Raw genomic sequence first — 22,414 nt, forward strand, 5'->3', positions numbered from 1 at the left:
CTTTCACGATGAAGACCTCCCTGTTATCGTAGTTGTGTGGTCGGCAAACCACTTTTACTTTAACAGGGAGCCTTTTTCTTTTCTACTTTTCTCCTCGCTATAAGCTACTTTTTTACCCCCGGCTTAGCCGGGGGTTGCCTGCGGTACTACCAACTGCGGAAACACCCCCCAGGCAGGAGGCGAGCGGCTCCTGCCTGGGGGGTGTTTGTATGCGGCCGATGAAAGTGGCCTCCGCAGGGCATACTGCTCGGGTAGGAGGGACTGCCATGAACAACATTCAAAAGGCGGCCATTGTAGGCTGCGGCTTTGTGGGCTCCAGCATCGCCTTTACGCTGCTGCAAAGCGGTATTTTTTCCGAACTGATCCTCCTGGACGTCAACCGGGACCGGGCGGAGGGGGAGGCGATGGACCTCTCGCACGGACTGCCCTTTGCCCATCCCATGCAGATCCGGGCAGGGAGCTACGGCGATCTTGCCGACTGCGCGCTGATCATCATTACCGCCGGCGCGGGCCAGAAACCGGGGGAAACACGCCTGGAGTTGGTCCACAAAAACGTGGAGGTCTACCGCGAGATCATCCCACGGATTGCCCGCCGGAACCGGGAGGCCATCCTTCTGGTGGTATCCAATCCGGTGGACGTGCTGACCTATGCGGCCTGGCGGCTGTCGGGCTACCCGGCGGAGCGGGTGCTGGGTTCCGGTACCGTCCTGGATACGGCGCGGCTGAAATATCTGCTGGGAGAACACCTTCAGGTGGACAGCCGCAGCGTCCATGCCGTCATCATCGGCGAGCATGGGGACAGCGAGCTGGCGGTGTGGAGCGGCGCCAATATCTCCGGCGTACCGTTGGAGCATTTTTGCGAGCTGCGCGGCCACTACGATCACGCAGCCGCCGACGCATGGCTGCGCCGGGAGGTACGGGAAAGCGCCTATGAGATCATCCGGAGGAAGGGAGCCACCTATTACGGCGTGGCCATGGCGGTGGGCCGCATCGCCCTGGCCATCGTCCGGGACGAGCATTCAGTGCTGCCAGTGTCCAATCTGCTTCGGGGTCAGTATGGCATCCGTGAGCTGTGCATGAGCGTCCCGGCCATCGTGGGCCGCACCGGGGTGGAGACCACCCTGGAGATCCCGCTTTCCGGCGAGGAGCAGACGGCGCTGAATCTTTCCGCTGCCACGCTGCGCGCGGTGGTAGACGCGCTGGAACTTCCGCACTGAACGGCGGTAGGCCCCGGACCGTCAGGTCCGGGGCCTACCGCCGTTCAGACGGGTTTATTCTCCGTCGTTGTCCGAACGCTCCTGAGGACCGCCATGGATCTCCGTGATCTCGGCGCTGCGGGCATCCGCCTCTGCGCATTCGGCGGCCTGGCGGTCCAGCTCGTCCAGCTGGTCCAGGCGGCGGCGCAGCTCTTCACGCTCCTGGGCGCTCATGGCGGACAGCCGTCCGTCCATGCGCTCGTCCCGGCGGCGCTGGGCGTCCTCCTGACATTTGCGCTGCAGCTCCTCGCTGTACTTGCCCATCTGTTCCACGGCCGCCTCGCCGCGCTCCACCAGGACCTTGCCCGCCTTGCCGGCCTGTTCGGCCACCAGGGAAACGGCCCCCACACCGGCATACACCACGTTCATCAGGGTCTTGCTCAGATCGTCCAACATAGGAATGCTCCTTTACCTCTTTATTTTTGGATTCTGACTTTATTATACGCAATGCAGCGCCCATTGTCTTTCAATTTCTATGAACGGCGGATTAAAAAATGATAAAAGACGGTCTGGAGCCGGAAACAGCGGCGTGAGGCGCCGCCGCTTTCTGTTTCTTTGGGCTTGTGGAGCGGGCGGACGCGTAGTATAATAAAATCCATACTGGCAAGAGAGGCGTCAAAGAATGGACGATATGCAAATGCGTACTTGGGCAGAGGTCGATCTGTCCGATTTGGAACATAACTACCGTGCGCTTCGGGGACTGCTGCCGCGGGATTGCCGCTTTTTGGGCGTGGTGAAGGCCAACGCCTATGGCCACGGAGCCGTTCCGGTGGCAAAGCGGCTGGAGGCGCTGGGCGCGGAGTACCTGGCGGTAGCGTGCCTGGAGGAGGCGGGGGAGCTGCGCGGTGCCGGGATCCAAACCCCGATCCTGATCCTGGGCGCAACCCCGGCTGCCGATGCGCCCCGGCTGCTGGAATTGGAGGTCACACAGGCCGTGGGGGACCTGGAGACGGCGCAGGCCCTCTCCCGGGCGGCCCAGGCGGCGGGAAAGCGCCTGAAGGTTCACCTGAAGGCGGACACCGGCATGTCCCGGCTGGGCTTCCTCTGCGACGAGACGCATTTGTCCCGCGCAGCGGAGGAGATGGCCCGGGCGGCGGTGCTGCCGGGGCTGGAGGCGGAGGGGATCTTTACCCACTTTGCCGATGCCGACGGGGACGAGGCCTATACCATGCGCCAATTTACCCGTTTTCTGGACCTGCTGGGCGTGCTGGAGCGGCGTGGCGTGCGCTTCGCGCTCCGCCACTGTGCCAACAGCGCTGCCGTGCTGCGCTATCCCTGCACCCACCTGGACATGGTGCGTCCCGGCGTGGCCCTGTACGGCCACTATCCCGATCCCTCCTGCGTGGGGCTGGACGGACCCGGTCTGCGCCCGGTGATGACCTTGAAGAGCCGGGTGACCGCGGTGCGCACCCTGCCTGCGGGTACCTGCGTCAGCTATGGCTGTACCGCCACCCTGGAATCGGAGCGTACCCTCGCGGTGGTCCCCATCGGTTATGCCGACGGCTTCCCGCGGCTGCTGTCCAACCGGTCCGCTGTGCTGCTGCACGGCGCGCGCTGTCCCATCGTCGGCCGGGTCTGCATGGATATGTGCATGGTGGATGTGACCGGCCGAAATGTGCAGCCCGGGGACGTGGCCGAGGTGTTCGGCGCTGCGCTGCCCGTGGAAGAGCACGCGGCGGCGGCGGACACCATCCAGTATGAGCTGCTCTGTGCCGTCTCTCCCCGCGTACCCCGGCTTTACCTGGGCTGAACGCACGTCCGCAGGCTGCGCCGCATAGAATGGGCCGGGGAGGAACCGTCCGGAATGGCGGCGGGGTGCGGGAAGGGGCGTTTTTTTCCCGCACTGTGTATAAATCCCGCCGCCCTGTGGGAGAATCATAGTGACCGCGTTACATAGGCCCCGCGCCTGGTGACGCTGGTGACTTTCTTCCGGCGGAGTGTGAGCATACGTGGACAACAGCGTAAAACGCGGAGACATTTTTTATGCCGACCTGAGCCCTGTAGTGGGCAGCGAGCAGGGAGGGGTACGGCCGGTGCTGATCGTGCAGAACGATACCGGAAACCGGCATAGCCCCACCGTGATTGCCGCCGCTATTACGTCCCAGACCGGCAAGGCCCGTCTGCCCACCCATATCGAGCTCTCAGCAAAGACCTACGGATTGCCCAAGGATTCTGTGGTGCTGCTGGAACAGATCCGCACCCTGGACAAAAAGCGGCTGCGGGAGCACATGGGACGGCTGGACGAAACGCAGATGCAGCGGGTGGACAACGCCATCGCGGTCAGCTTCGGCCTGCATACGGATACCATGATTTGAAGGAAAAAAGGCGGGGACGCCTGTGGGGCGGCCCCGCCTCCCAAACGGAGGTCGTACATATGAACCAATCCAAATGGCCCGTCCGACTGGCGTCCGGCGCGCTGGTATGCCTGACCCTGGCGGGCGTAGCGCTGGCCGCCGGACAGCAGGGGACCCAGGCGGACCCGCTGGTGAGCCTGAGCTATCTGAACCAACAGGCCACCCCCTCCATCCTGGCCCAGGTGGACGCCAAGATCGCCCAGCGGGAGGCCGAGCTGCAGAGCCGGCTGGCCGCCGTAGTGGACGGCTACGTAAAAGAGGTGGAGGACAAGTTGCGCACCGGCGGCAGTTCCACCGCTCCGGCCGCTGCCGGTGCAGCGTATCAGGTGGTTACCCTCAGCGCCGGACAGACCATCACCGGCGGTGCGGCCTGTGAGTTCCTGCTCCGTTCGGGCACGGCGGTCTGCGTGTCCAGTTCCGCACCGGGATTGGTGGATATGACCGGCGCTGCCACGCTGGCAAACGGCGGGGCGCTGGCGGCGAACCACCTGTACCTGGCCACGGTGGAGGGCAGGGGCGTGAAGGCGTCGACTGCCGTGACGCTTATGGTGCGCGGGAGCTACACCATAAGCGGATAAGAGGCGGTATGCCCCGGTGGGACGGCGGGGTGTCCTGGGACGCTTTTTCCGTTCCCCAAAAAGCATCCGGGTTGCCCTTTGACCGCGGAAGGGCGCCGGTGGGACCCTTCAATCAGAAGAAAACAGGAGCGCCGCACAACGTGCGGCGCTCCTGTTTTCGAGATCAGAACAGATATGCGCTGACTGTGACCACCAGGCCGGAGAAGACGATGGAGACGGTGGAGCAGAGCTTGATGAGGATGTTCAGAGAGGGGCCGGAAGTATCCTTGAAGGGATCGCCGACCGTGTCGCCGATGACGGCGGCCTTGTGGCAGTCGGAACCCTTGCCGCCATGATGGCCGGCCTCGATATACTTTTTGGCGTTGTCCCAGGCGCCGCCGGCGTTGGACATGAACACGGCCACCACGAAACCGGTAACGGTAACGCCGCCCAGCAGGCCCACAACGGCCTCAGGCCCGAGGATCAGGCCGGTGACCACGGGCACTACAATGGCCAGCAGGGAGGGGACGACCATCTCATGGAGCGCACCCTTGGTACAAAGGTCTACGCAGGAGGCGTAGTCGGGATCGGCCTTGCCCTCCATGATGCCGGTGATCTCACGGAACTGGCGGCGGACCTCCACCACGATGGACTGGGCGGCGCGCTGCACGCCGCTCATGGTCAGGGCGGCGAAGATGAAGGTGAGCATAGCGCCCACAAACAGGCCCACCAGCACGGCGGGGTTCGTGATGGACAGATCCAGCTCATAGGCGACCTTGGTCTTGACCACGTCCACATAAGAAACCAGGAGCGCCAGGGCGGTCAGAGCGGCAGAACCGATGGCGAAGCCCTTGCCGGTGGCGGCAGTGGTGTTGCCCAGGGAGTCCAGCGCGTCGGTGCGGTTGCGGACTTCTTCGCCCAGGCCGCTCATCTCAGCGATACCGCCGGCGTTGTCGGCCACAGGACCGTAAGCGTCGGTGGCCAGGGTAATGCCCAGCGTGGAGAGCATGCCGACGGCGGCGATGCCGATGCCGTACAGACCCTTGGAAAAGAGCTCGGTGTAATTTGCGGCGCCGGTGGACAGGGAGCCGCCCGCGGCCAGGAAGGAGACGACGATGGCCACGCCGATGATCACGATGGGGGCGGCGGTGGAGAGCATGCCCAGAGAGATGCCGCCGATGATCGTGGTGGCGGCGCCGGTCTCAGTGGAGTCGGCCAGGCCCTGGGTGGGCTTATAGGTGTCGGAAGTATAGTATTCCGTGAAATAGCCGATGGCGCAGCCGGCTACCAGACCGGCCAGGATGGCGATGTAGGGACCCCAGGAACCCATGATAAAGTAAGTCACCGGGGCGGCTATGATCGCGGCCAGCACCGCGGCGGTATAGGTTCCCTTGCGCAGGGTAGCCAGCAGGGACTTCTGGGTGGCATCCTCCTTGGTGCGGATCAGGAAGGTACCCAGCACGGAGCAGACCACGCCCACCACGGCGATGACCAGAGGCAGCAGCATGGCGTTCCAGGTCATACCGGAAGCAGAATAGGCCGTGGCGCCCAGCGCGAAGGTGGCCAGGATAGAACCCACATAGGACTCGTACAGGTCGGCGCCCATGCCGGCCACGTCGCCCACGTTGTCGCCCACGTTGTCGGCGATGGTGGCGGGGTTGCGGGGGTCGTCCTCGGGAATGCCGGCCTCGACCTTGCCCACCAGGTCGGCTCCCACGTCGGCGGCCTTGGTGAAGATGCCGCCGCCCACGCGGCCGAACAGGGCCATAAAGGATGCGCCCATGCCGAACATGACCATGGTCTGGGCGATCTTCTCAGCGGGGAAACCGGCGATGTACTTGAGGATGTGGAACCAGATGGACACGTCCAGCAGGCCCAGGCCCACCACAGTAAAGCCCATGACCGCGCCGGAAGAGAACGCCACGTTGAGGCCGCGGTTGAGGCTCTCGTGGGCGGCGTTGGCGGTGCGGGCGTTGGCGCTGGTGGCGATCTTCATGCCGATGAAGCCCGCCAGGGCGGAATAAATGCCGCCGGTAACGAAAGCAAAGGGGATGAACCAGTTGTCGAGCAGCCCGACCCAGGCCAGAATCAGCAGGATCACGAAGACGACGATAAAGATCTTTGCAACGGTGGTATACTGGCGCTTAAGATAAGCGTTGGCACCTTTACGAATAGATGCAGCTAATTTCTGCATCAGCTCAGTGCCTTCGGAGAACTTTAGCACCTTCTTGGCTTGCACTACGGCGAAGATTAAGGCGATTATACCCCCCACTAAGCCGAGCCAAAAGAGATTTTCCAGCAACGTTCCCAACTCCTTTGTTATTTGGGAAGCCTGATAACTCAGGGCTTCCCGGTTTCACAGACAAGTTAATATTAGCGCAAACTGCCCCCATTTGGCAAGTGCATCTTGAAAATGGAAAGCGCCAAATCCAAGGATTTGGCGCTTTCTACAAACTTGCAAAATGGGTCAAGAACGTTTCCATGCATTTCCGCTAAAGAGAACCAGGATAGGAAGAACCTCCAGGCGGCCGACGATCATACACAGGGAGAGGACGATCTTGGACAGGGGAGAAAAGGCGGCGTAATTCCCCATCGGTCCTACCAATTCCAACCCGGGGCCGATATTTCCGATGCAGGCGACCACGGCGGTGAAGGTGGTCCCAAAGGTGAAATTGTCCACGGCGACGACCAGCGTGGCGCCCAGCGTGATGAACATATAGGCGGCAAAGAAAACATAGACCGAGCGCAGGGCGTCCTCGTCCATGACCCGCCCGTCCAGCCGGACAACGTTCACCGAACGGGGATGGACGATCTGCCGGATCTCACGGAGGATCGACTTCAACAGCAGCAGCACCCGGGAGCATTTGATGCCGCCGCCGGTGGAACCGGCGCAGGCCCCGATGAACATAAGCAGCACCAGCAGCACCCGGGAGAATTCCGGCCACAGATTGAAATCGGTGCTGGCAAAGCCGGTGGTGGAGATGATGGTGCCCACCTGGAAGGCGGCGTGACGGACCGCTTCGCCGGGCGTGGGATACATATGCCGGATGTTGACGGAAATCAACACGATACTGGCAAAGACCACGATCAGGAAAAACCGCAGCTCGTCGCTTTTCAGAACCTGACGCACCTTGCCGCAGAGCACGAGAAAGTAGAGGGCGAAGTTGACCGAGAACAGTAGCATAAACAGGGTGATGATCACTTCGACTGTGGGGCTCTGATAGGCCGCGATGGACAGGTTCCGCACGGAAAAGCCGCCGGTACCGGCCGTAGCGAAGGAATTCACGAGGCTGTCGTAGAGCGGCATGCCCGCCAGACGCAGACAGAGGACCTGGATGAGGGTCATGACGCAATAGATACCGTAGAGGATCTTGGAGGATTGGCTGGTCTTGGGCACCAGCTTGCTCACCACGGGGCCGGGACTCTCCGCCTTCATCAGGTGCAGCGTGCGGGCGCCCAGACTGGGGAGCAGGGCGATGGCCAGGATGAGCACGCCCATACCGCCCAGCCAGTGCATGAAGGAACGCCAGAACAGGATGCCCTTTGGCAGGGGCTCCACGGCGGAGAGAATCGAGGCGCCGGTGGTAGTGAAGCCGGAGACCGACTCAAAGAAACAGTCGATGTAGGAGCGGAACAGGCCAAGCTCCGGATAGAGCCGTCCCCAGAAAAAAAACGGCAGCGCGCCCAGGGCCCCCACCAAAAGCCAGATCAGGGCAACGGCGAAGAAGCCCTCCCGGGGAAAGAAGTGGTCGTCGCTGCGCAGATGGGCCAGGATCAGCCCTACGGCCGCGATGAGCGGGATGGTGATCAGAAAGGGAAGCGGATTTTCGCGATAAAGCAGGCATACCAGCAGCGGCAGCAGCATGGCGGCGGCCTCCACCAGCAGGGTCTTGCCGGTCAGTTTAAAGACCAGTCGGAAGTTCATTGCACGGCCCCCATATCCAGCAGCGAGTCGTCATAAATGTCATTGATGTCCAAAATCCCGTGATTGCGGGAGACAATGATGACCGTATCGCCCTGACTGAGGATAGAGGAACCGTCGGGAATGATGATGCGGTTCTGGTGGACCAGAACGGCGATCAGGATTCCCTTTTTCAGCCGCAGATCCTTGAGCGGGATGCCCAGATTGCGGGTGGTATCGTTGGCCAGAAACTCCATAGCCTCCGCGTGGCCCCCGGCGATGCGGTACAGGGCGTTCATGACGCTGCCCTTGGAGTTCTGCATGCCGCGCACCACCTGGAGGATCTGGTTTGCAGTAATGAATTTGGGGGAAATCACGCTGTCCAGCCCAACCGCCCGGGCGATGCCGGCATAGTTCTGGCGGTTGGACTTTGCGACTACCTTTTTCAGACCCTGCTGCATGGCGTAGAGGGAGATGATCAGGTTGTCCTCGTCCCGGTCGGTCAGCGCCACAAAGGCGTCGGCGGCAGAGATGTTCTCCTGCTCCAGCAGTTCCTGATCGGTACCGTCGCCGCAGATGACCATGGTGCGGGGAAGCACCTCGGACAGATGACGGCAGCGGTCCATGCTCCGCTCCACGATCTTTACCCGCATGCCCAGGTGTTCCAAGATGGCGGTGAGATAGTGGGCGATCCGCCCGCCGCCCACAAGGAACACATCCTTGAGCCGGGGCGTGTAGCGGCCCAGCAGCTTGAAAAAGTCGGTCAGACCGCTGGGCTGGCCGATGAGATAAAGCCGGTCCTCCGCCTGGGGGACAAAGGAACCGTCCGGGATGGTGACCTCTCCGCACCGCTCCACCGCGCACATGAGCATGGGCAGCTCCTGGAGCTTATGGCTCTGCGCGGACAGGGGGTGACCCACGATGAAATCCCCCTCCTGGACCCGAAAACCGATCAGCTCCACACGGCCGCGATAGAAGGTTTCGATATTGGCGGCGGAGGGAAAGCGAAGCAGGCGGGAGATCTCGACAGCCGTAGCATTTTCCGGGTTGATGACCATGTCGATGCCCAGTTCCTGCTTGAGGGTGGCCAGCTCGGCGGCGTATTCCACGTTGCGCACCCGGGCGATGACGTACTTGGCGCCCAGCCGTTTGGCGGTCAGGCAGCAGACCATGTTCACCTCGTCCATACTGGTGGCGGCAATGACCACGTCCGCCGTATCCGCGCCGGATTCCCGCAGGGCGGAGATGGAAGCGCCGTTCCCCTTGACGCACATCACATCCAGAGACTCCGAGGCACGCCGGAGGGCGTCGTCGTTGGTATCGATGACGGTGACGTCATGCTCCTCCTGGGAGAGGTGCTCCGCCAAAGTGAAGCCTACCTTACCGTCTCCCACGATGATGATCTTCAAACTAAATTCATCCTTTCAGGGAAAACCCCACACACATTCCAGCTTATCATACCCCATCCAATGCCAGGATGCAAGAAGCAAGTCCTATTTTGTACGAAACGCCCTGCAGGGTTCGAAAGAGAGGGAGAAAGCCGCCGCTTCCACAGACGAAAGCCCCGCTGCGGCCGCAGCGGGGCTTTCGTCTGTGGAAGCGGGACAGCCGCCTGACTTGGCAAAGGGGCGCCGGACCATGGCGGTACGTTGTAAAGCGGAGGGAAGAAGGCGCGTTTCCGCCGCCTGCAAACGCTTCAGATGGTCCATTCACTGTGGATCAGGCCCACCAGATACCAGTCGTTTTCCGCCGCCTCGAACACCAGCTTCAAGGAGCACCAGTCGAATCCCTCCATTTTGGGATTCAGGCCGGGAAAGTAATACTCCACAAAGCGTCCATCCGGATAGCCCTCGGCCACATTTTCCAGCGCGTTGCCGCAGGCCTGCACATTGTCGATGCCGATCACAGGGGCCTGCGTATAATCGGTATTGAACACATAGCGCTCGAAATAGTCCGCCGCCGTCAGCTTGATGGGATCGCCCCGGCCGTCCTCCACGCCCCAGACATAGACGTTGTCGTCGGAGGCAAGGCCGGCGATCTGGCTGGCGGTCATCGTGTGGTCGCGGTCAGGGTCCACCGTGGAGTAAGGGGTAAAGGTGACGCCTTTTCCCGGGCTGATCAGAGTGGCCAGGGCGGTGTAATCCTTTTGCTTCAAGGCTTCCAGCACAACGCCCGCCCGTTCGACCAGACGGGTGTTGTCCGTCTCGTCCAGCGGCAGGGACGTAGGGGCGGGCAGGCCGGTGGCCAGCGCGAGATTCATTGTGGCAGGAAGCGGAGAATCGGCAGCGGAAGCCGTGGCGCGCACGAGACCGCCAGTGCCGGACAGAACGCCGCTGCCGCAGAAGATGCCCAGCGCAAAACCGGCCAGCAGGGCGACTACGGTGCAGATCACGGTCTTCTTCAAGCGGAACACTCCCTTCGACCGCGTCATTCAGACAATTTATTTTATGTGCTGCAGGCAAAAAAAGCAACAACAAAAGGTTACAAAATGCGGGCGCGCTTTGTACACCTTGCAAACACAGCGGGTCGGAGGTATAATAAGAGCCAAAAAGGGGGGGTGTGCGCCATGCATGAGCATGCGCTGCAATTCCATATTCAATGCGGCAGGGGAGACATAGGACGCTACTGCATCCTGCCGGGCGATCCGGGCCGCTGTGAGAAGATCGCCGCCTATTTCGACCACCCGGTCAAGGTAGCCTCCAACCGGGAATTCACCACGTATACGGGGACGCTTCTGGGGGAAAGGGTGAGCGTCTGTTCCACCGGGATCGGCGGACCCTCTGCGGTCATCGCCATGGAGGAGCTGCACGCGCTGGGGGCGGATACCTTTGTGCGGGTAGGCACCTGCGGTGGGATCGCTCTGAAGGTGAAAAGCGACGATGTGGTGATCGCCACCGGCGCGGTCCGGCATGAGGGGACCTCCCGGGAGTATGCGCCAATGGAATTTCCCGCCGTGGCCGATTACACGGTGCAGTCCGCCCTGGTGGCCGCGGCCCGGGCGCTGGGCAAGCCATGGCATGCAGGGGTGGTCCAGTGCAAGGACTCTTTTTACGGGCAGCACGACCCGGAGCGCATGCCCGTGTCCTATGAACTCCAGGCCAAGTGGCAAGCGTGGAAGCGGCTGGGCGTGCTGGCCTCGGAGATGGAGTCGGCCGCGCTGTTCTGCTGTGCCGCCGCCCTTGGGGCGCGCTGCGGCTCCTGCTTCCACGTGATCTGGAACCAGGAACGGGAGGCGGCCGGACTGGATCAAACGGAGAGCCACGACCTGTCCGCCGCAATCCAGGTGGGGGTAGAGGGGCTCAAGCATCTGATCCGGACCGACCGGGAAGCGGCCCGATGATCCCAAACAGCCAGGAAGGCAAGGGACACAAAGGAGGAGCAGGACGCTCAGGCCGGGATAGCCGGAATAGGCCAGGAACGGGCCGATTGAAACCGTGGACAGACCGGACATCCCGAGGCAGAGCCATAGAAAACCGCGAAACCCATATGCCCCGCTGCGGAACCTCACCCAAAACATAAGCACGCCCCCTTTTTTTATTTCCAGTATATCGCAGATCCGGCGGATGTCAACCGGAGGTGATCCTATGGCGGAAGAAGTCGGCATCAGCGGAACACCTCACACAGAAATCGGGCGTGGGAAGGCGGTGCTTTCCCACGCCCGATTTCTGCAAAAAATGGGAAGACACGCAACTGCTGCCTTCCTGCCGGAAGCATGACGGGCCAGCGGCCCGCTGGCCTCCGGTCCCGCTTGCGGAGCAGAGAGGTTATCTGCGCGTCTTCCAGGCGCTGATCCGTTCGATTTCCAGGTCGGTACAGCGCTGTACGCCGTGTCGGTCAACCGCATTTCAGCCAGCGGGGGAGCCTGGATGGGGCCATCACAGCCATCAGACAGAAAAAAACGCCCAGAGCCAGCAAAATGTCTCCGATGCTGGCAAATCCCTGAAAAGGTGGGATGGGGCAGTAAAGAATATCGCCCAAAAACAGCAACCGGGTATGGGCGTCGGCGGCGGCATACATCGGGATTGCGCCGGAGAGCAGCGCGGCGCTCCCCTCATCGCTCATCAGCGCCGCCGCCCAGGCGGCCACCGGCATCCGCCATCCGTTGGCCGCAATGACCGTCAGATTGCACAAGCTGCCCGCGCCCAGGAACAGGGCAGTCTTTTTCAGATGCCGGTTGCACACCAAAAAGACCAGCAGCAGCCCGTAAGAGAGCAGCAGCGTCCAGGGCCGCAGGAAAAAACGCTGCAGCAGCAGTGCGGCCACAGGCAGCGGCAGCAGGCGCAGACCGGCGCCCTCGAAACGGGAGAGCCGGCCGCCGGTGCACCAGCCTGCAGCCAGGGCGCACAATACGGCTAAGATCAACACGGGACCTGTTCCTCATCAAGCCGGGCCGAGCGCTCCAGAAGCCCGCCCTCCGCCAGCTCGGCCAGCGTCACCGCCACCTGGGGATGGAACTGTTTGCCGGCCTCTTCCCGCAGGATGGCGGCCGCCTGGAGCGGGGTGCGGCCTCTGCGGTAGGGCCGGTCGCTGGTGATGGCGTCATAGGCGTCCGCCGCCCCCAGGATATAGGTTTCGATGGGCAGTTCCTCTCCACAGGTGCCGTCGGGATAGCCCCGCCCGTCGTAGAATTCATGGTGATGCAGGACCAGGGGGATGATTGCCTCGTAACCGTCCAGATTTTCCAAGATGCGTACTCCCTTGGCCGGATGGGTCTGGATGACCGCGCGCTCCTCCGGCGTTAAGGCGCCGGGCTTCTGCAGGATGGAATCGGGGATGCCGATCTTTCCGATATCGTGGAAAACGGCGGCGGTGGAGAGCGTTTGCACCCGCTTGGAGGATAGGCCCATCTGTTCGGCCAGCTGAACGGCATACCGGCGCACGCGGGTGGAATGACCCTCGGTATAGGGGTCCTTTGCTTCCAAAGCGGCGGCCAGGGTCTGGATCACGTGGATCTGATGCTTCTGGCTGTCCAGATACAGCTTGAAGGAATAACGCGCCAGCAGCAGAGGCAGCATAAACAGGATCGCCAGCCAGGGGCCGGCATCCAATTTCAGCAGAAAGGCCAGAAAATAGCCGATGGGCGCGGACAGCACGATACTGGGCGCCAGGCTGGAAAACATCTGGAAGACGGTGGGGTAGAGCTTGACGTGCTGGCTCAGCATAAAGTAGAGCAGGATGACCACCACATTGGCGATCATGGCCACCACGATGAACAAGACGGCGGGAAGAAGCACATAGGGCAGCGCGATGTCGCCCGGCCGGCCGCCCACCGCGTAATAGGCCAGGCCGCCCACCGCATAGGAGATGCTGTGGTTGCCCAGATTGAACAGCGTCTTGGAAGGCGCGGTATTGAAGATATGCTCCCGGCTCTTGCCGTCGGGGGAGGGGATGACCACAAAGGGAGAGGTGACCAGTTTGATCAGCACCGCGGCCTCCGGCCCTAAGATGAGGATCGTGGCCAGGATGCTGATAAAAGAGAGATCCACGGTGCAGTCCTCACGGAGATAAAGGGGCAGGCAGCAGCTGCCCCAGGCAAACAGGAGCAGCACCAGAAAGACGCCCGTATAGCTGAGGTTCCAGGGGCCGGACAGGACCAGCAGGAAGCGGTAGGCGCAGAATACGCCCGTACAGAGCCCGAGGACGCTGATAAGAGCCATATAGCACTTGGTAGCAGGACGCATCTGACGTTTCCTCCATAGCGGATCGAACTGGTGGAGCAGAACACGGACAGCCGGCAAAGTGGGCTGTCCGTGTTCGGTTGGCCTTAGCGGATATTGAAAAACGCGCCGCCGGCCAGGAGCAGGGAAACGAGGGACGTAAGCGCAGCAACAAACTTCGCCTTATTCATCGAATATAGCCTCCTTGACAGTACTCTGTCATTCGCTAGAGACAGGCCATATCCGCTTCGCTCGCAATCAAACTGTAACTGCCGGGATCAGGAAACTTGTCCGCTCTCCGGAGAAGGGGGAAGCGTGGAAAAACGGCGGTTCACACCGTCCAGCGTGGCCAGAGCCACCGAAAAGTTGGGGTCCTCCCCCTCGTAGCAGGCGCCCAGCAGGGCTTCGGTCTTGCCGCTGCGTTTTAAATGAAGGCCCACCAGAACCGCCTGCCGGTCTCCCATGGGGGTGCGGCGGACATCGTCCAGCACGAACCGGCACTCCGGAGAGAGCAGCAGGTTCAGGGCTTCCACCGTGGCCTGGGCGATGGCCCGCATCCGTCCGGCGGCGGACAGGTCGCAGGCGGAACGGCCGACGTAGGGGCTGCCGTCCAGAGACAAATGGACCACGGCCGCAGAGCCGTCCCGTCCGGCGGAGAGCTCCAGCCGTTCGCACACCAGGCGGCGCTGGCCCTCCCGGCGCAGGCAGGAACCGGGAATCTGCGCCACGCTGATGATCCGGTGATCCAGCTCTACCTGGAATTTGGCCAGCATGGCCGACTGAATGTCCCGGACGATCTGCTTTGGACCGCGGGACTGATCGGAGAGGATGTGGACCTCGCGCACCGCGCCGTTTTCCAGGGCGAACTCGGCGCCGAGCACGCCCGGAAGCCGCTCGATCAAAGCCTTCCAGACGTCGGTCTGCAATACATGATCCAAAAGAGCTCCCTCCTCGCCGAAGTGAAAGAATGGTGACGGCTTCTATTATACAGAAAACGACGGATTTGTGCAATAGGTTACATAATAGTTTTCTGAAATAATTTTCAAGAGAAAAAAGTGAATATATGACTTTTTATGAAGGGCGCATGCAGCCCGTCCGGGTGCATAGAATAAAGAGAGATACCGGAGGGAGGCGGCGGTATGGAGGAGCGGTATGCTCTGGCGGAGGGAAAGGGCAGGCTGACGGTCCGCGCGGCGGAGGGACGGGTGGCCTGTGAGGCAATGCTGCCGGACGACGGCAGGGGGCTGTATAAAGCGTATCTGTCCGGCCCGCAGGGCCGTTTTCCGCTGGGGGCGCTGCTGCCCGAGGGGGGAACGCTTGTCCTGCGCCGCACGCTCTCTGTGGGCGAATTGGAGCGCCGGGGCGTCTGGCCGCCCACGGGGGGCGGAGTAGAACTGGCGTACCCGGCGCAGCGGCATCCGGCAGCCCCGCCGGCGCCGCCGGGCTGGGTACGGGAGGCGCAGCCGGGGCGTCTGATGGGGGAGATGCTGCTGGCGCGCTGTGCCGGCGCGGCGGAAGGCGCCCTGCTGCGCCGGGAGGAGGACGGATTTTCCCTGGCGCTCCCCTTCCGCACGGACCGGCGCTTTCCGCTGACGCCGCTGTTCTGCTTTGCGAAAGTGGAAAACCTGGGGGAGGAGCATTACGCGATTTTTTGCTTCAATCGCTGCGGGTGCCCCAGGCCGCCGCATAAAGGGGAGACGCAGGGATAAACTATGGGGGCAGTCTGAAACAAAGGAGTGAAAGCGTTATGGCAAACCTGACCAACAAGGAACTGGCGGGCCTGTCCGACCAGCTGGATTTTGAAAAGGTGCTCTGCTGCAAGTACCAGGCCGCCGCCCAGGAGTGTACCGAGGCCGATCTGAAGAATTGCTTCCAGCAGTACGCCAGCCAGCATAAGCAGAATTTTGAAACACTGCTGAACTTTTTGAAGTAATAAAGAGGAGGGACGACCATGAACGACCAGGAGCGGATCACAGACCTGATTTTTGCGGAGAAGAAGATGTCCTCCAACTACGATACCTTTGCCTCCGAGTGCGTCAATGTGCAGCTGCGGGACGAGTACCTGAACATCCTCAATCAGGGCCATAAGACCCAGACCGAGCTGTTCAAGACCGCCCAGCAGAAGGGCTGGTATCAGGTGGAACAGGCGCCCGAGAGCAAAGTGAGCACCGCCTACGCCAAGTTCAACAACCAGAAGCCCCAGTGATCGGCCGGGCCGGACTTTTACCGAAGTCCGGCCCTTTTTACATTGCGGAAGCATCCGCTTTATGCTACAATAATGCCTGTTGAATCGGCCGCAATGCAGCGGAATGGCGCGGCGATGGCGCGCCCCCGGTCACCGGTAAAATGGATTCAAAAGAGGAGTTTACAGCGTATGAGTAAAGCGAACAAGGCAAAGGGCGGTAATCGGACGGTCGTGATCGCCGCGATCGGTCTGGCGATCGTGGTGGCGGCGCTGCTGCTGGTCTGGCGGACCATGGGACCGCAGAGCGCGGCGGGCGGAAAGACCGTCACCGTTCAGGTGGTCCACGAGGACGGAAGCAGCAGGGATTTTACCCTGAATACTGATGAGGAGTTTCTGGGCGCCGCCCTGATCGCGGACGGCGTGGTGGAGGATAACCAGAGCGCTTACGGCCTGTATATCCTTACGGCCGACGGCGAGACCGCCGACGAGAGCAAGCAGGAGTGGTGGAAGCTCACCAAGGAGGGGGAGATGGTGAATACCGGTGCCGACGTCACCCCCATTGCGGACGGGGAGCATTATGAACTGACCCTCACCGTGGGTTATGACGGCTTCTGATCGCCCTTCCCGACGCCCGATGCGGGCCAGGGAGATCGTGCTTCTTGGCCTGCTGGGGGCGGTGCTTTTCGTTTCCAAGATGGCGCTGGCCGGGCTGCCCAATATCGAGCCGGTCTCTCTGCTTATTATGGTGTACATGGCGGTCCTGGGCTGGCGGGGACTGTTTCCGGTCTATATCTATGTGTTTCTGGAATATTTGATCTGGGGCGTCAACCTGTGGTCCATTTGCTATCTATATGTGTGGCTGGTGCTGGCGCTGCTGGCCCGTCTGCTGCGTCGGATGGAGTCTGCCTTGGGCTGGGCGGTGCTGTCCGGCGCGTTCGGCCTGTGCTTCGGCGCGCTGTGTGCGCTGACCTATCTGGTGGCCGTGGGCTGGTCTTACGCTCTGAGCTGGTGGATCAGCGGCATCCCCTTCGACCTGGCGCACTGCGCCGGGAATTTTGGGATGGCCTTGGTGCTCTTTCGGCCCTGCCGCAAGGTGCTCGCCCGCCTGGCGGGGAATCTGGCAAGGCCTTGAACGGGTCTGCTTGAACGCCCCCGGCCCTGACGGCCGGGGGCGTTTTGCGTGCGGCGCGGAGAAATTTGCATCCTTTTGGGGAATCGGGTATACTGGAAGCTGATTTGAAACGAGCGGGGGAGAAGCCATGCTGCTTTCTGCGGAGCAAGTGACGAAACTGTATGGGGACCGGGTCCTGCTGGACCGGGTATCGTTTTCGCTGGACCGGGGCGATAAAGTGGGAGTCATCGGGGTCAACGGCGCAGGAAAATCCACGCTCCTGCGCCTGCTGGCGGGAGCAGAAGAGCCGGACGGCGGAGCAATCGTACGGGAATCAAACGTACGCCTGGAGTATCTGATGCAGGACCCGGCCTTTGAGGCGTCCCGCACGGTGCTGGAGCAGGTGCTGCTGGGCCTTTCCGAGAATGCCCGCGCGCTGGCGGAGTATGAGGCGAAGAGCATCCTCAGCCGCCTGGGCGTACGGGCGTTTGAACAGAAGATGGGGCGGCTCTCCGGCGGGGAGCGCCGCCGGGCGGCGCTTGCGGCGGTGCTGTGCCGCCCCTGTGATGTGTTGATTTTGGACGAGCCCACCAACCACCTGGACAGCGACATGGTCGCCTGGCTGGAGGAGTGCCTGCGTGCCAGAAAGGGCGCTCTGGTGATGGTGACCCACGACCGCTATTTCCTGGAGCGGGTCGTCCGGAGCATGGTGGAGGTGGAGGACGGCAGGCTGTTCCGGTATGAAGGCAATTACGACGACTATCTGGAGCGCCGCGCGCAGCGGCAGGAAAGCGAGCGCGCCAGCGAGCGCAAACGGCAGGCGCTGCTGCGCCGGGAATACCAGTGGGTGATGCAGGGCCCCACCGCGCGGGGCACCAAAAGCCGGGAGCGGTTGGAGCGGTACGAGGCCCTGAAGGCCCAGACCGGGCCGGAGGAAAAAGCTTCCATGGAACTTTCCGCATGTTCCTCGCGTCTGGGAAAGAAGACCATCGAATTGCGCGGGATCACGAAGGCCTTCGGCGCGCGCACCGTCCTGCGGGACTTCAGCTGCCGGTTTCTGCGGGACGACCGGGTGGGGATCGTGGGGGTCAACGGCAGCGGAAAGTCCACGCTGCTGAACCTGATCGCCGGGGCGCTGCGTCCGGACCGGGGGGAGATCGAGATCGGGGAGACCGTGCGCATCGGCTACTTCCGCCAGGAGGTGCCTGATATGGATGGGGATACCCGAGTCATCGACTACGTCAAGGAGATCGGCAACCGGATCGCCACCCCGGACGGCATGGTCACGGCGTCCCAGCTGCTGGAGCAGTTCCTGTTCCAGGAGCCGGTACAGTGGAGCCCCATCGGCAAACTCTCCGGCGGGGAAAAGCGGCGATTGTTTCTGCTTTCCATCCTGGCCGCCGCCCCCAATGTGCTGCTGTTGGACGAGCCCACCAATGACCTGGATATCCCAACGCTCACGGTTTTGGAGGATTATCTGGAGCGCTTTCCCGGCATCGTGATCGCGGTCTCGCATGACCGGTGGTTTCTGGACCGGGTGGTCCGGCGGGTGTTTGCCGTGGAGGAGGATGGTACGCTACGGGCCTATCCGGGCGGCTATACCGATTATCTGGAGGCCCGGCGGGCCGCAGAGCGGGCCAGGGCCCCCAAGCCCCGGCAGGAAAAGCGCCCGGAGAAAACGGCGGGCGCCCCAAAGCGGAAGTTTTCCTACAAAGAACAGCGGGAATTTGAAACCATCGACGGCGAGATCGCAGCGCTGGAAGCGCAGATCGCCCAGGTACAGGCGGAGCAGGCGGCCAATGCCAGCGATTATGTGACCCTCCAGACGCTTCAGCAGCGGCAGGAGGCGCTGGAAACCGTTCTGGAGGAAAAAATGGAGCGCTGGGTCTATCTCAACGACCTGGCCGAGCAGATCGCCAATCAAGAGAAATAGAGGAGAAATGATTATGGTGGGACTATGGCGGCCCTTGGCGGCCCTTGTGCTGGCGGGACTTTTGGGGTGGACGGCGGCCGCCCCGGCGCGGACGGCGGGAGCGGACGCTGCGGCAGAGGAATTCCGGGCGGTGTGGGTGGCTACGGTGTACAACCTGGATTACCCGGCCAAGGCCACCACGGACCCTGCGGCGCTGAAGCGGCAGGCCGACGAAATCCTGCGGGGCTGCGCGGATATGGGGATGAATGCGGTCATCCTCCAGGTGCGTCCCTCCTGCGACGCCCTGTACCCCTCGCGGCTGTTCCCATGGAGCCGTTATCTGACCGGACGGCAGGGGACCGCGCCGGCGGAGGGGTTCGATCCCCTGGCCTATTGGGTGGAGCAGGCCCACGCGCTGGGACTGGAGCTTCACGCCTGGATCAACCCCTTTCGGGTGACCAAGGCCGGGGCGGAGGAGCTGGCCGCCCTGTCGGCAGACCACCCGGCCGTCCTCCATCCGGAATGGGTGGCGGAACATGACGGCAACTACTACCTGGACCCCGGCCTGCCGGAGGTGCGGGAACTGGTGGTCCAGGGGGCGGAGGAGCTGGCCCGCAATTACGATGTGGACGGGATCCATCTGGACGACTATTTCTACCCCGGTTCCGACTTTGACGATGCCGCCGCCTTTGCCCGCTACGGCGGAAGTTTTTCCAATGTGGGGGACTGGCGGCGTGAGAACGTAAACCAGTTGGTAAAGGCGCTGGGGGAGCGGCTGCATGCCATCCGGCCTGAGCTGGCCTACGGCATCAGCCCTTCCGGCGTGTGGGCGGACAGCCGGAGCATCCCCGGGGGCTCCCGTACCACTGGGGGATATGAGAGCTATTACGCCGCCTACGCCGACAGCCGGAAGTGGGTGAAGGAGGGCTGGATCGACTACATCTGTCCCCAGATCTACTGGTACATTGGACACAAGACGATGGATTATGCGGCGATTGCCCGCTGGTGGGCGGATACGGTAGAGGGGACAGGAGTTTCCCTTTACATAGGCATGGCGGACTATCAGGCGGGAAAAAGCGATCCGGCCGATCCGTGGTACGGTACGGCGGCCATCCAGGCGCAGCTGGCGCTGAACGACACGCTGCCCCAAGTGGCGGGGGAGGTCCACTTCCGCTACCGGCTCATCGCGTCCAACGACGCCTTGAGCGCCCTTTACCGGGAGACCTACCAGAGGGTGCAATCCCCTGTGACAGAACCCACACCGGCGCCGACCGCAGCTGTGCCCACCCCTGTGCCCACGCCTGAGCCGTCTGGCTCGCTCCGTCTGGACACATCCGGCAAGGGGGCCTACATCCAGGGCAGCGGCGGCCTGTTTCGACCGGATGACGCCCTGACTCGAGCTGAGGCGGTGGCCCTGTTGGCCCGCCTCAGCAAAGATGAGCAAGGGAACTTGCTTTACAATGAAGCGGAGACCGCGAGCGGATTTCCCGACGTGGACGCCGATGCGTGGTATGCCCCTTATGTGGCCTTTGCCCGCGCTTGGGGCGTAGCCGGCGGCTACCCGGACGGCACCTTCCGTCCGGAGTCGCCGGTGAGCCGGGCGGAACTGGTGAAGCTGCTCTGCGCCTATTTTGATCGGCCGGGCGCGGCAGGGGAAACCTCCTTTCCCGATGTGCCGGCCGGTCATTGGGCGGCGGACGCCATCGCTTATGCGGCCGCGCAGGGCTGGATCTCCGGTTATCCAGACGGCTCCTTCCAGCCGGAGCAGACCGTGACGCGTGCGGAGACGGTCAAGATATTGAACCGGGCGCTGGGGCGTCCGGCGGCCGAGCAGGCGGAACCGGAGACCCTTTTTTCGGATGTCCCCCAGACCCACTGGGCCCGCGCGGAGATCCTGGCGGCGGCCCAGTAAAAAGGAGCCGCTGCAGGAGGGAACGTTTGCAGCGTTCCCCTCACGACCGCGCAGCCGCAAAACAGGGAAGTCCCCAGCGCGGATGACCGGGTGTCCGTGATTTGGATCATACCAGCTGGAGCGATCTGTTTGAGGTGTGGAGAGCGTTGCGGCCGAAGCGTATCCAGACCATATCCCTGTGACGATCCGTATCCCGCTCAAAATTTTAAGGTATTACCGCATCATTCAACGCGTGCGGATCGGCGCGAAAATTTATGCCGCAAAAAGGCGCAAAACCGCAGGAATGCTTTTTGTATTACAAGGTTTTGCAACGCATTTGTGGGGCAAATTGGCCGCCAAGACGTGTGTGGGGAATTGTGCGGTGATGCCTTAAGTGCGGTGATGCCTTAAACAAATGCCGAGGCGGAACACCCCTGAAAAAGGAGTTGCTCCGCCTCGGCATTTTTATGGGCGTCGGTTTTGCAGCGCGCCTTTTGGCGTCTTGCGTCCGCAGGGTGTTCTGCAGCTCCCGAGCGCGCGGCGTACGGACGGGGCCCAAGCTCCGGGAGGGATGGACGGAAAAACGGGCGCGCACGCCCTGCGCGGCCTCCTATTCTTCCCGGCAGGCGTAAAGGGCTTTGGAGATCTGTTCCGAAGCCTCCCGCAGGGCGGGGAGATATTTGAGAAGGGTTTTAGGATCCTCGACGCCGATAAAGCCGCTGAAGGACAGGGCGGCGATAATGGTGCCCTGATTGTCGCGCACCGGCACCGCGATACATGAGCCGTTGGCCGAAGATTCCCTGTCGTCAAAGGCATATCCCTGCCGGGCGACCAGGCGCAGCTCGTTCCAAAAATGTTCCGGATCTGCGATCGTGTTGGGCGTAAACGTTTGGAACGGCGTGGATTCCAAAAGCATGTCCACGATGGGAATGGGCAGTTCGGAAAGCAGGACCTTCCCGCCCGCACAGGCATAGAACGGCATGGCGGAGTTGAGCGGGACCACATAGTCCACAAGATTTTTTGTGCGGGACTGCTGGAGGATAAAGCATTCTGCGCCGTCCCGCACCGTCAGATTCATGGCCTGCATCCATTCTTCCGTATAGCGGTTCATGATAAACGCGGAAACGTCCTTCAGCGCCAGATACAGATTGTTTTTTTCTGTGACAAAGCTGATTTTCTCTCCGGGAATATAGCGACCGTCGGTAAACTGGAATGCCCATCCCGATTTTTCAAGGGTCTTCAGGATGCGAAAGGCCGTGGAGGGATTCAGTTCGCAGAGTTTTGCAATTTCGTTCACGCCGAGACGCTCGCGCCGGGCACGCAGCAGATCCAGAACAGCCAGGGCTCGCTCCACCATTTTGATGGTTTCAACATTCTTACTCTGATTTTCCAAAATGATGACCCCCACATATTTTTCTACGCTTCCAGGTGCAGCAAAGGTCCTGCACGGTACTGCAATCAAAATCGGAATAATAATTTCGAGAATGGAACGGAGTGACTTCTTTCTATGATTTACTATACTGTATCCGGCGCTTTTTTGTCAATATTGAAAGGAGAGAAATCATAAAATTGGTAGGATATCCAACAGGA

The 22,414-nt window shown here is 61.9% G+C and carries 23 protein-coding genes; 14 read left to right on the forward strand and 9 right to left on the reverse strand.

Going from position 1 to position 22,414, the window contains the following annotated elements:
* Positions 1-266 precede the first annotated feature (266 nt).
* Positions 267-1,217, forward strand: a complete 951-nt coding sequence (locus NE547_RS15590; RefSeq protein ID WP_256176380.1) for an L-lactate dehydrogenase — start codon at positions 267-269, stop codon at positions 1,215-1,217.
* A gap of 54 nt (positions 1,218-1,271) precedes the next feature.
* On the opposite strand, the gene NE547_RS15595 is transcribed toward NE547_RS15590, so the two are convergent.
* Positions 1,272-1,652, reverse strand: coding sequence for a hypothetical protein (locus tag NE547_RS15595; protein WP_256176381.1), 381 nt, complete (start codon positions 1,650-1,652; stop codon positions 1,272-1,274).
* A gap of 226 nt (positions 1,653-1,878) precedes the next feature.
* On the opposite strand from NE547_RS15595, the gene alr reads away from it, so the two are divergent.
* The 3 genes from alr to NE547_RS15610 all read left to right on the forward strand — a co-directional run bounded on the left by alr (position 1,879) and on the right by NE547_RS15610 (position 4,188).
* Entirely contained in the window at positions 1,879-3,006 is a 1,128-nt protein-coding gene (gene alr, locus NE547_RS15600) for an alanine racemase (RefSeq protein WP_256176382.1), read from the forward strand.
* A 199-nt stretch (positions 3,007-3,205) separates the two neighbouring features.
* A complete protein-coding gene (locus tag NE547_RS15605; protein WP_186907231.1) occupies positions 3,206-3,571 on the forward strand; it encodes a type II toxin-antitoxin system PemK/MazF family toxin in 366 nt (121 codons plus the stop codon).
* Between the two features lie 59 nt (positions 3,572-3,630).
* Positions 3,631-4,188 carry a hypothetical protein gene (locus tag NE547_RS15610; RefSeq protein ID WP_186907232.1) on the forward strand — a complete coding sequence of 186 codons (558 nt, stop codon included), beginning with the start codon at positions 3,631-3,633 and terminating at the stop codon, positions 4,186-4,188.
* Between the two features lie 163 nt (positions 4,189-4,351).
* On the opposite strand, the gene NE547_RS15615 is transcribed toward NE547_RS15610, so the two are convergent.
* From NE547_RS15615 to NE547_RS15630, 4 genes are all read right to left on the reverse strand, one after another.
* The gene (locus NE547_RS15615) at positions 4,352-6,466 is read right to left on the reverse strand and encodes a sodium-translocating pyrophosphatase (protein WP_186907333.1); all 2,115 of its coding nucleotides are present in this window, start codon (positions 6,464-6,466) and stop codon (positions 4,352-4,354) included.
* 168 nt (positions 6,467-6,634) lie between these two features.
* Positions 6,635-8,092: a TrkH family potassium uptake protein gene (locus NE547_RS15620; RefSeq protein ID WP_186907233.1), complete on the reverse strand. Its 1,458-nt coding sequence runs from the start codon at positions 8,090-8,092 to the stop codon at positions 6,635-6,637.
* Entirely contained in the window at positions 8,089-9,477 is a 1,389-nt protein-coding gene (gene trkA, locus NE547_RS15625; RefSeq protein WP_186907234.1) for a Trk system potassium transporter TrkA, read from the reverse strand. Before trkA ends, NE547_RS15620 begins: the two co-directional genes overlap by 4 nt.
* A 287-nt stretch (positions 9,478-9,764) precedes the next feature.
* Positions 9,765-10,472, reverse strand: coding sequence for a hypothetical protein (locus NE547_RS15630; protein ID WP_186907235.1), 708 nt, complete (start codon positions 10,470-10,472; stop codon positions 9,765-9,767).
* A gap of 162 nt (positions 10,473-10,634) precedes the next feature.
* Here NE547_RS15630 and udp point away from each other — a divergent pair, with 162 nt between their 5' ends.
* Together udp and NE547_RS15640 are read left to right on the forward strand one after the other, a co-directional pair.
* Complete coding sequence (gene udp, locus NE547_RS15635; protein ID WP_186907236.1) at positions 10,635-11,408, forward strand: uridine phosphorylase; 774 nt, start codon at positions 10,635-10,637, stop codon at positions 11,406-11,408.
* Between the two features lie 244 nt (positions 11,409-11,652).
* Positions 11,653-11,784: a hypothetical protein gene (locus NE547_RS15640; RefSeq protein WP_256176383.1), complete on the forward strand. Its 132-nt coding sequence runs from the start codon at positions 11,653-11,655 to the stop codon at positions 11,782-11,784.
* A 118-nt stretch (positions 11,785-11,902) separates the two neighbouring features.
* On the opposite strand, the gene NE547_RS15645 is transcribed toward NE547_RS15640, so the two are convergent.
* The 3 genes from NE547_RS15645 to NE547_RS15655 all read right to left on the reverse strand — a co-directional run bounded on the left by NE547_RS15645 (position 11,903) and on the right by NE547_RS15655 (position 14,663).
* Complete coding sequence (locus NE547_RS15645) at positions 11,903-12,433, reverse strand: DUF5317 family protein (RefSeq protein WP_186907237.1); 531 nt, start codon at positions 12,431-12,433, stop codon at positions 11,903-11,905.
* Positions 12,427-13,749, reverse strand: coding sequence for an HD-GYP domain-containing protein (locus NE547_RS15650; RefSeq protein ID WP_256176384.1), 1,323 nt, complete (start codon positions 13,747-13,749; stop codon positions 12,427-12,429). The genes NE547_RS15645 and NE547_RS15650 overlap by 7 nt, the downstream gene beginning before the upstream one ends.
* A gap of 254 nt (positions 13,750-14,003) precedes the next feature.
* A complete protein-coding gene (locus NE547_RS15655) occupies positions 14,004-14,663 on the reverse strand; it encodes a hypothetical protein (RefSeq protein WP_186907239.1) in 660 nt (219 codons plus the stop codon).
* A gap of 201 nt (positions 14,664-14,864) precedes the next feature.
* Here NE547_RS15655 and NE547_RS15660 point away from each other — a divergent pair, with 201 nt between their 5' ends.
* From NE547_RS15660 to NE547_RS15695, 8 genes are all read left to right on the forward strand, one after another.
* The gene (locus NE547_RS15660; protein ID WP_256176385.1) at positions 14,865-15,434 is read left to right on the forward strand and encodes a hypothetical protein; all 570 of its coding nucleotides are present in this window, start codon (positions 14,865-14,867) and stop codon (positions 15,432-15,434) included.
* A gap of 38 nt (positions 15,435-15,472) precedes the next feature.
* Positions 15,473-15,658: a spore coat protein gene (locus NE547_RS15665; protein WP_186907241.1), complete on the forward strand. Its 186-nt coding sequence runs from the start codon at positions 15,473-15,475 to the stop codon at positions 15,656-15,658.
* Between the two features lie 18 nt (positions 15,659-15,676).
* The gene (locus NE547_RS15670) at positions 15,677-15,931 is read left to right on the forward strand and encodes a spore coat protein (RefSeq protein WP_186907242.1); all 255 of its coding nucleotides are present in this window, start codon (positions 15,677-15,679) and stop codon (positions 15,929-15,931) included.
* Positions 15,932-16,099: 168 nt separating this feature from the next.
* Positions 16,100-16,525 (forward strand): DUF4430 domain-containing protein, encoded by a 426-nt coding sequence (locus NE547_RS15675; RefSeq protein WP_186907243.1) that lies wholly within the window; start codon positions 16,100-16,102, stop codon positions 16,523-16,525.
* A gap of 19 nt (positions 16,526-16,544) precedes the next feature.
* Positions 16,545-17,042, forward strand: a complete 498-nt coding sequence (locus NE547_RS15680; protein WP_256176386.1) for a hypothetical protein — start codon at positions 16,545-16,547, stop codon at positions 17,040-17,042.
* Positions 17,043-17,169: 127 nt separating this feature from the next.
* A complete protein-coding gene (locus tag NE547_RS15685) occupies positions 17,170-18,954 on the forward strand; it encodes an ABC-F family ATP-binding cassette domain-containing protein (protein WP_256176387.1) in 1,785 nt (594 codons plus the stop codon).
* 13 nt (positions 18,955-18,967) lie between these two features.
* Positions 18,968-20,845 (forward strand): family 10 glycosylhydrolase, encoded by a 1,878-nt coding sequence (locus NE547_RS15690; protein WP_256176388.1) that lies wholly within the window; start codon positions 18,968-18,970, stop codon positions 20,843-20,845.
* A gap of 136 nt (positions 20,846-20,981) precedes the next feature.
* On the forward strand, positions 20,982-21,218 hold the full coding sequence (locus NE547_RS15695; protein ID WP_256176389.1) for a hypothetical protein: 237 nt from the start codon (positions 20,982-20,984) through the stop codon (positions 21,216-21,218).
* A gap of 216 nt (positions 21,219-21,434) precedes the next feature.
* On the opposite strand, the gene NE547_RS15700 is transcribed toward NE547_RS15695, so the two are convergent.
* Positions 21,435-22,217, reverse strand: coding sequence for an IclR family transcriptional regulator (locus NE547_RS15700; RefSeq protein ID WP_256176390.1), 783 nt, complete (start codon positions 22,215-22,217; stop codon positions 21,435-21,437).
* Positions 22,218-22,414: the final 197 nt, after the last annotated feature.

The organism is Flavonifractor sp. DFI.6.63 (assembly GCF_024462255.1).
GTDB lineage: Bacteria > Bacillota > Clostridia > Oscillospirales > Oscillospiraceae > Lawsonibacter_A > Lawsonibacter_A hominis.

Coding starts and splice junctions, on each gene's coding strand:
- NE547_RS15610 (WP_186907232.1), top strand. CDS start 3,631: ATGAACCAATCCAAATGGCCCGTCCGACTGGCGTCCGGCGCGCTGGTA.
- NE547_RS15650 (WP_256176384.1), bottom strand. CDS start 13,749: ATGCGTCCTGCTACCAAGTGCTATATGGCTCTTATCAGCGTCCTCGGG.
- NE547_RS15660 (WP_256176385.1), top strand. CDS start 14,865: ATGGAGGAGCGGTATGCTCTGGCGGAGGGAAAGGGCAGGCTGACGGTC.
- NE547_RS15640 (WP_256176383.1), top strand. CDS start 11,653: ATGGCGGAAGAAGTCGGCATCAGCGGAACACCTCACACAGAAATCGGG.
- NE547_RS15595 (WP_256176381.1), bottom strand. CDS start 1,652: ATGTTGGACGATCTGAGCAAGACCCTGATGAACGTGGTGTATGCCGGT.
- NE547_RS15685 (WP_256176387.1), top strand. CDS start 17,170: ATGCTGCTTTCTGCGGAGCAAGTGACGAAACTGTATGGGGACCGGGTC.
- NE547_RS15690 (WP_256176388.1), top strand. CDS start 18,968: ATGGTGGGACTATGGCGGCCCTTGGCGGCCCTTGTGCTGGCGGGACTT.
- NE547_RS15670 (WP_186907242.1), top strand. CDS start 15,677: ATGAACGACCAGGAGCGGATCACAGACCTGATTTTTGCGGAGAAGAAG.
- NE547_RS15675 (WP_186907243.1), top strand. CDS start 16,100: ATGAGTAAAGCGAACAAGGCAAAGGGCGGTAATCGGACGGTCGTGATC.
- NE547_RS15620 (WP_186907233.1), bottom strand. CDS start 8,092: ATGAACTTCCGACTGGTCTTTAAACTGACCGGCAAGACCCTGCTGGTG.
- NE547_RS15590 (WP_256176380.1), top strand. CDS start 267: ATGAACAACATTCAAAAGGCGGCCATTGTAGGCTGCGGCTTTGTGGGC.
- alr (WP_256176382.1), top strand. CDS start 1,879: ATGGACGATATGCAAATGCGTACTTGGGCAGAGGTCGATCTGTCCGAT.
- NE547_RS15665 (WP_186907241.1), top strand. CDS start 15,473: ATGGCAAACCTGACCAACAAGGAACTGGCGGGCCTGTCCGACCAGCTG.
- udp (WP_186907236.1), top strand. CDS start 10,635: ATGCATGAGCATGCGCTGCAATTCCATATTCAATGCGGCAGGGGAGAC.
- NE547_RS15680 (WP_256176386.1), top strand. CDS start 16,545: ATGCGGGCCAGGGAGATCGTGCTTCTTGGCCTGCTGGGGGCGGTGCTT.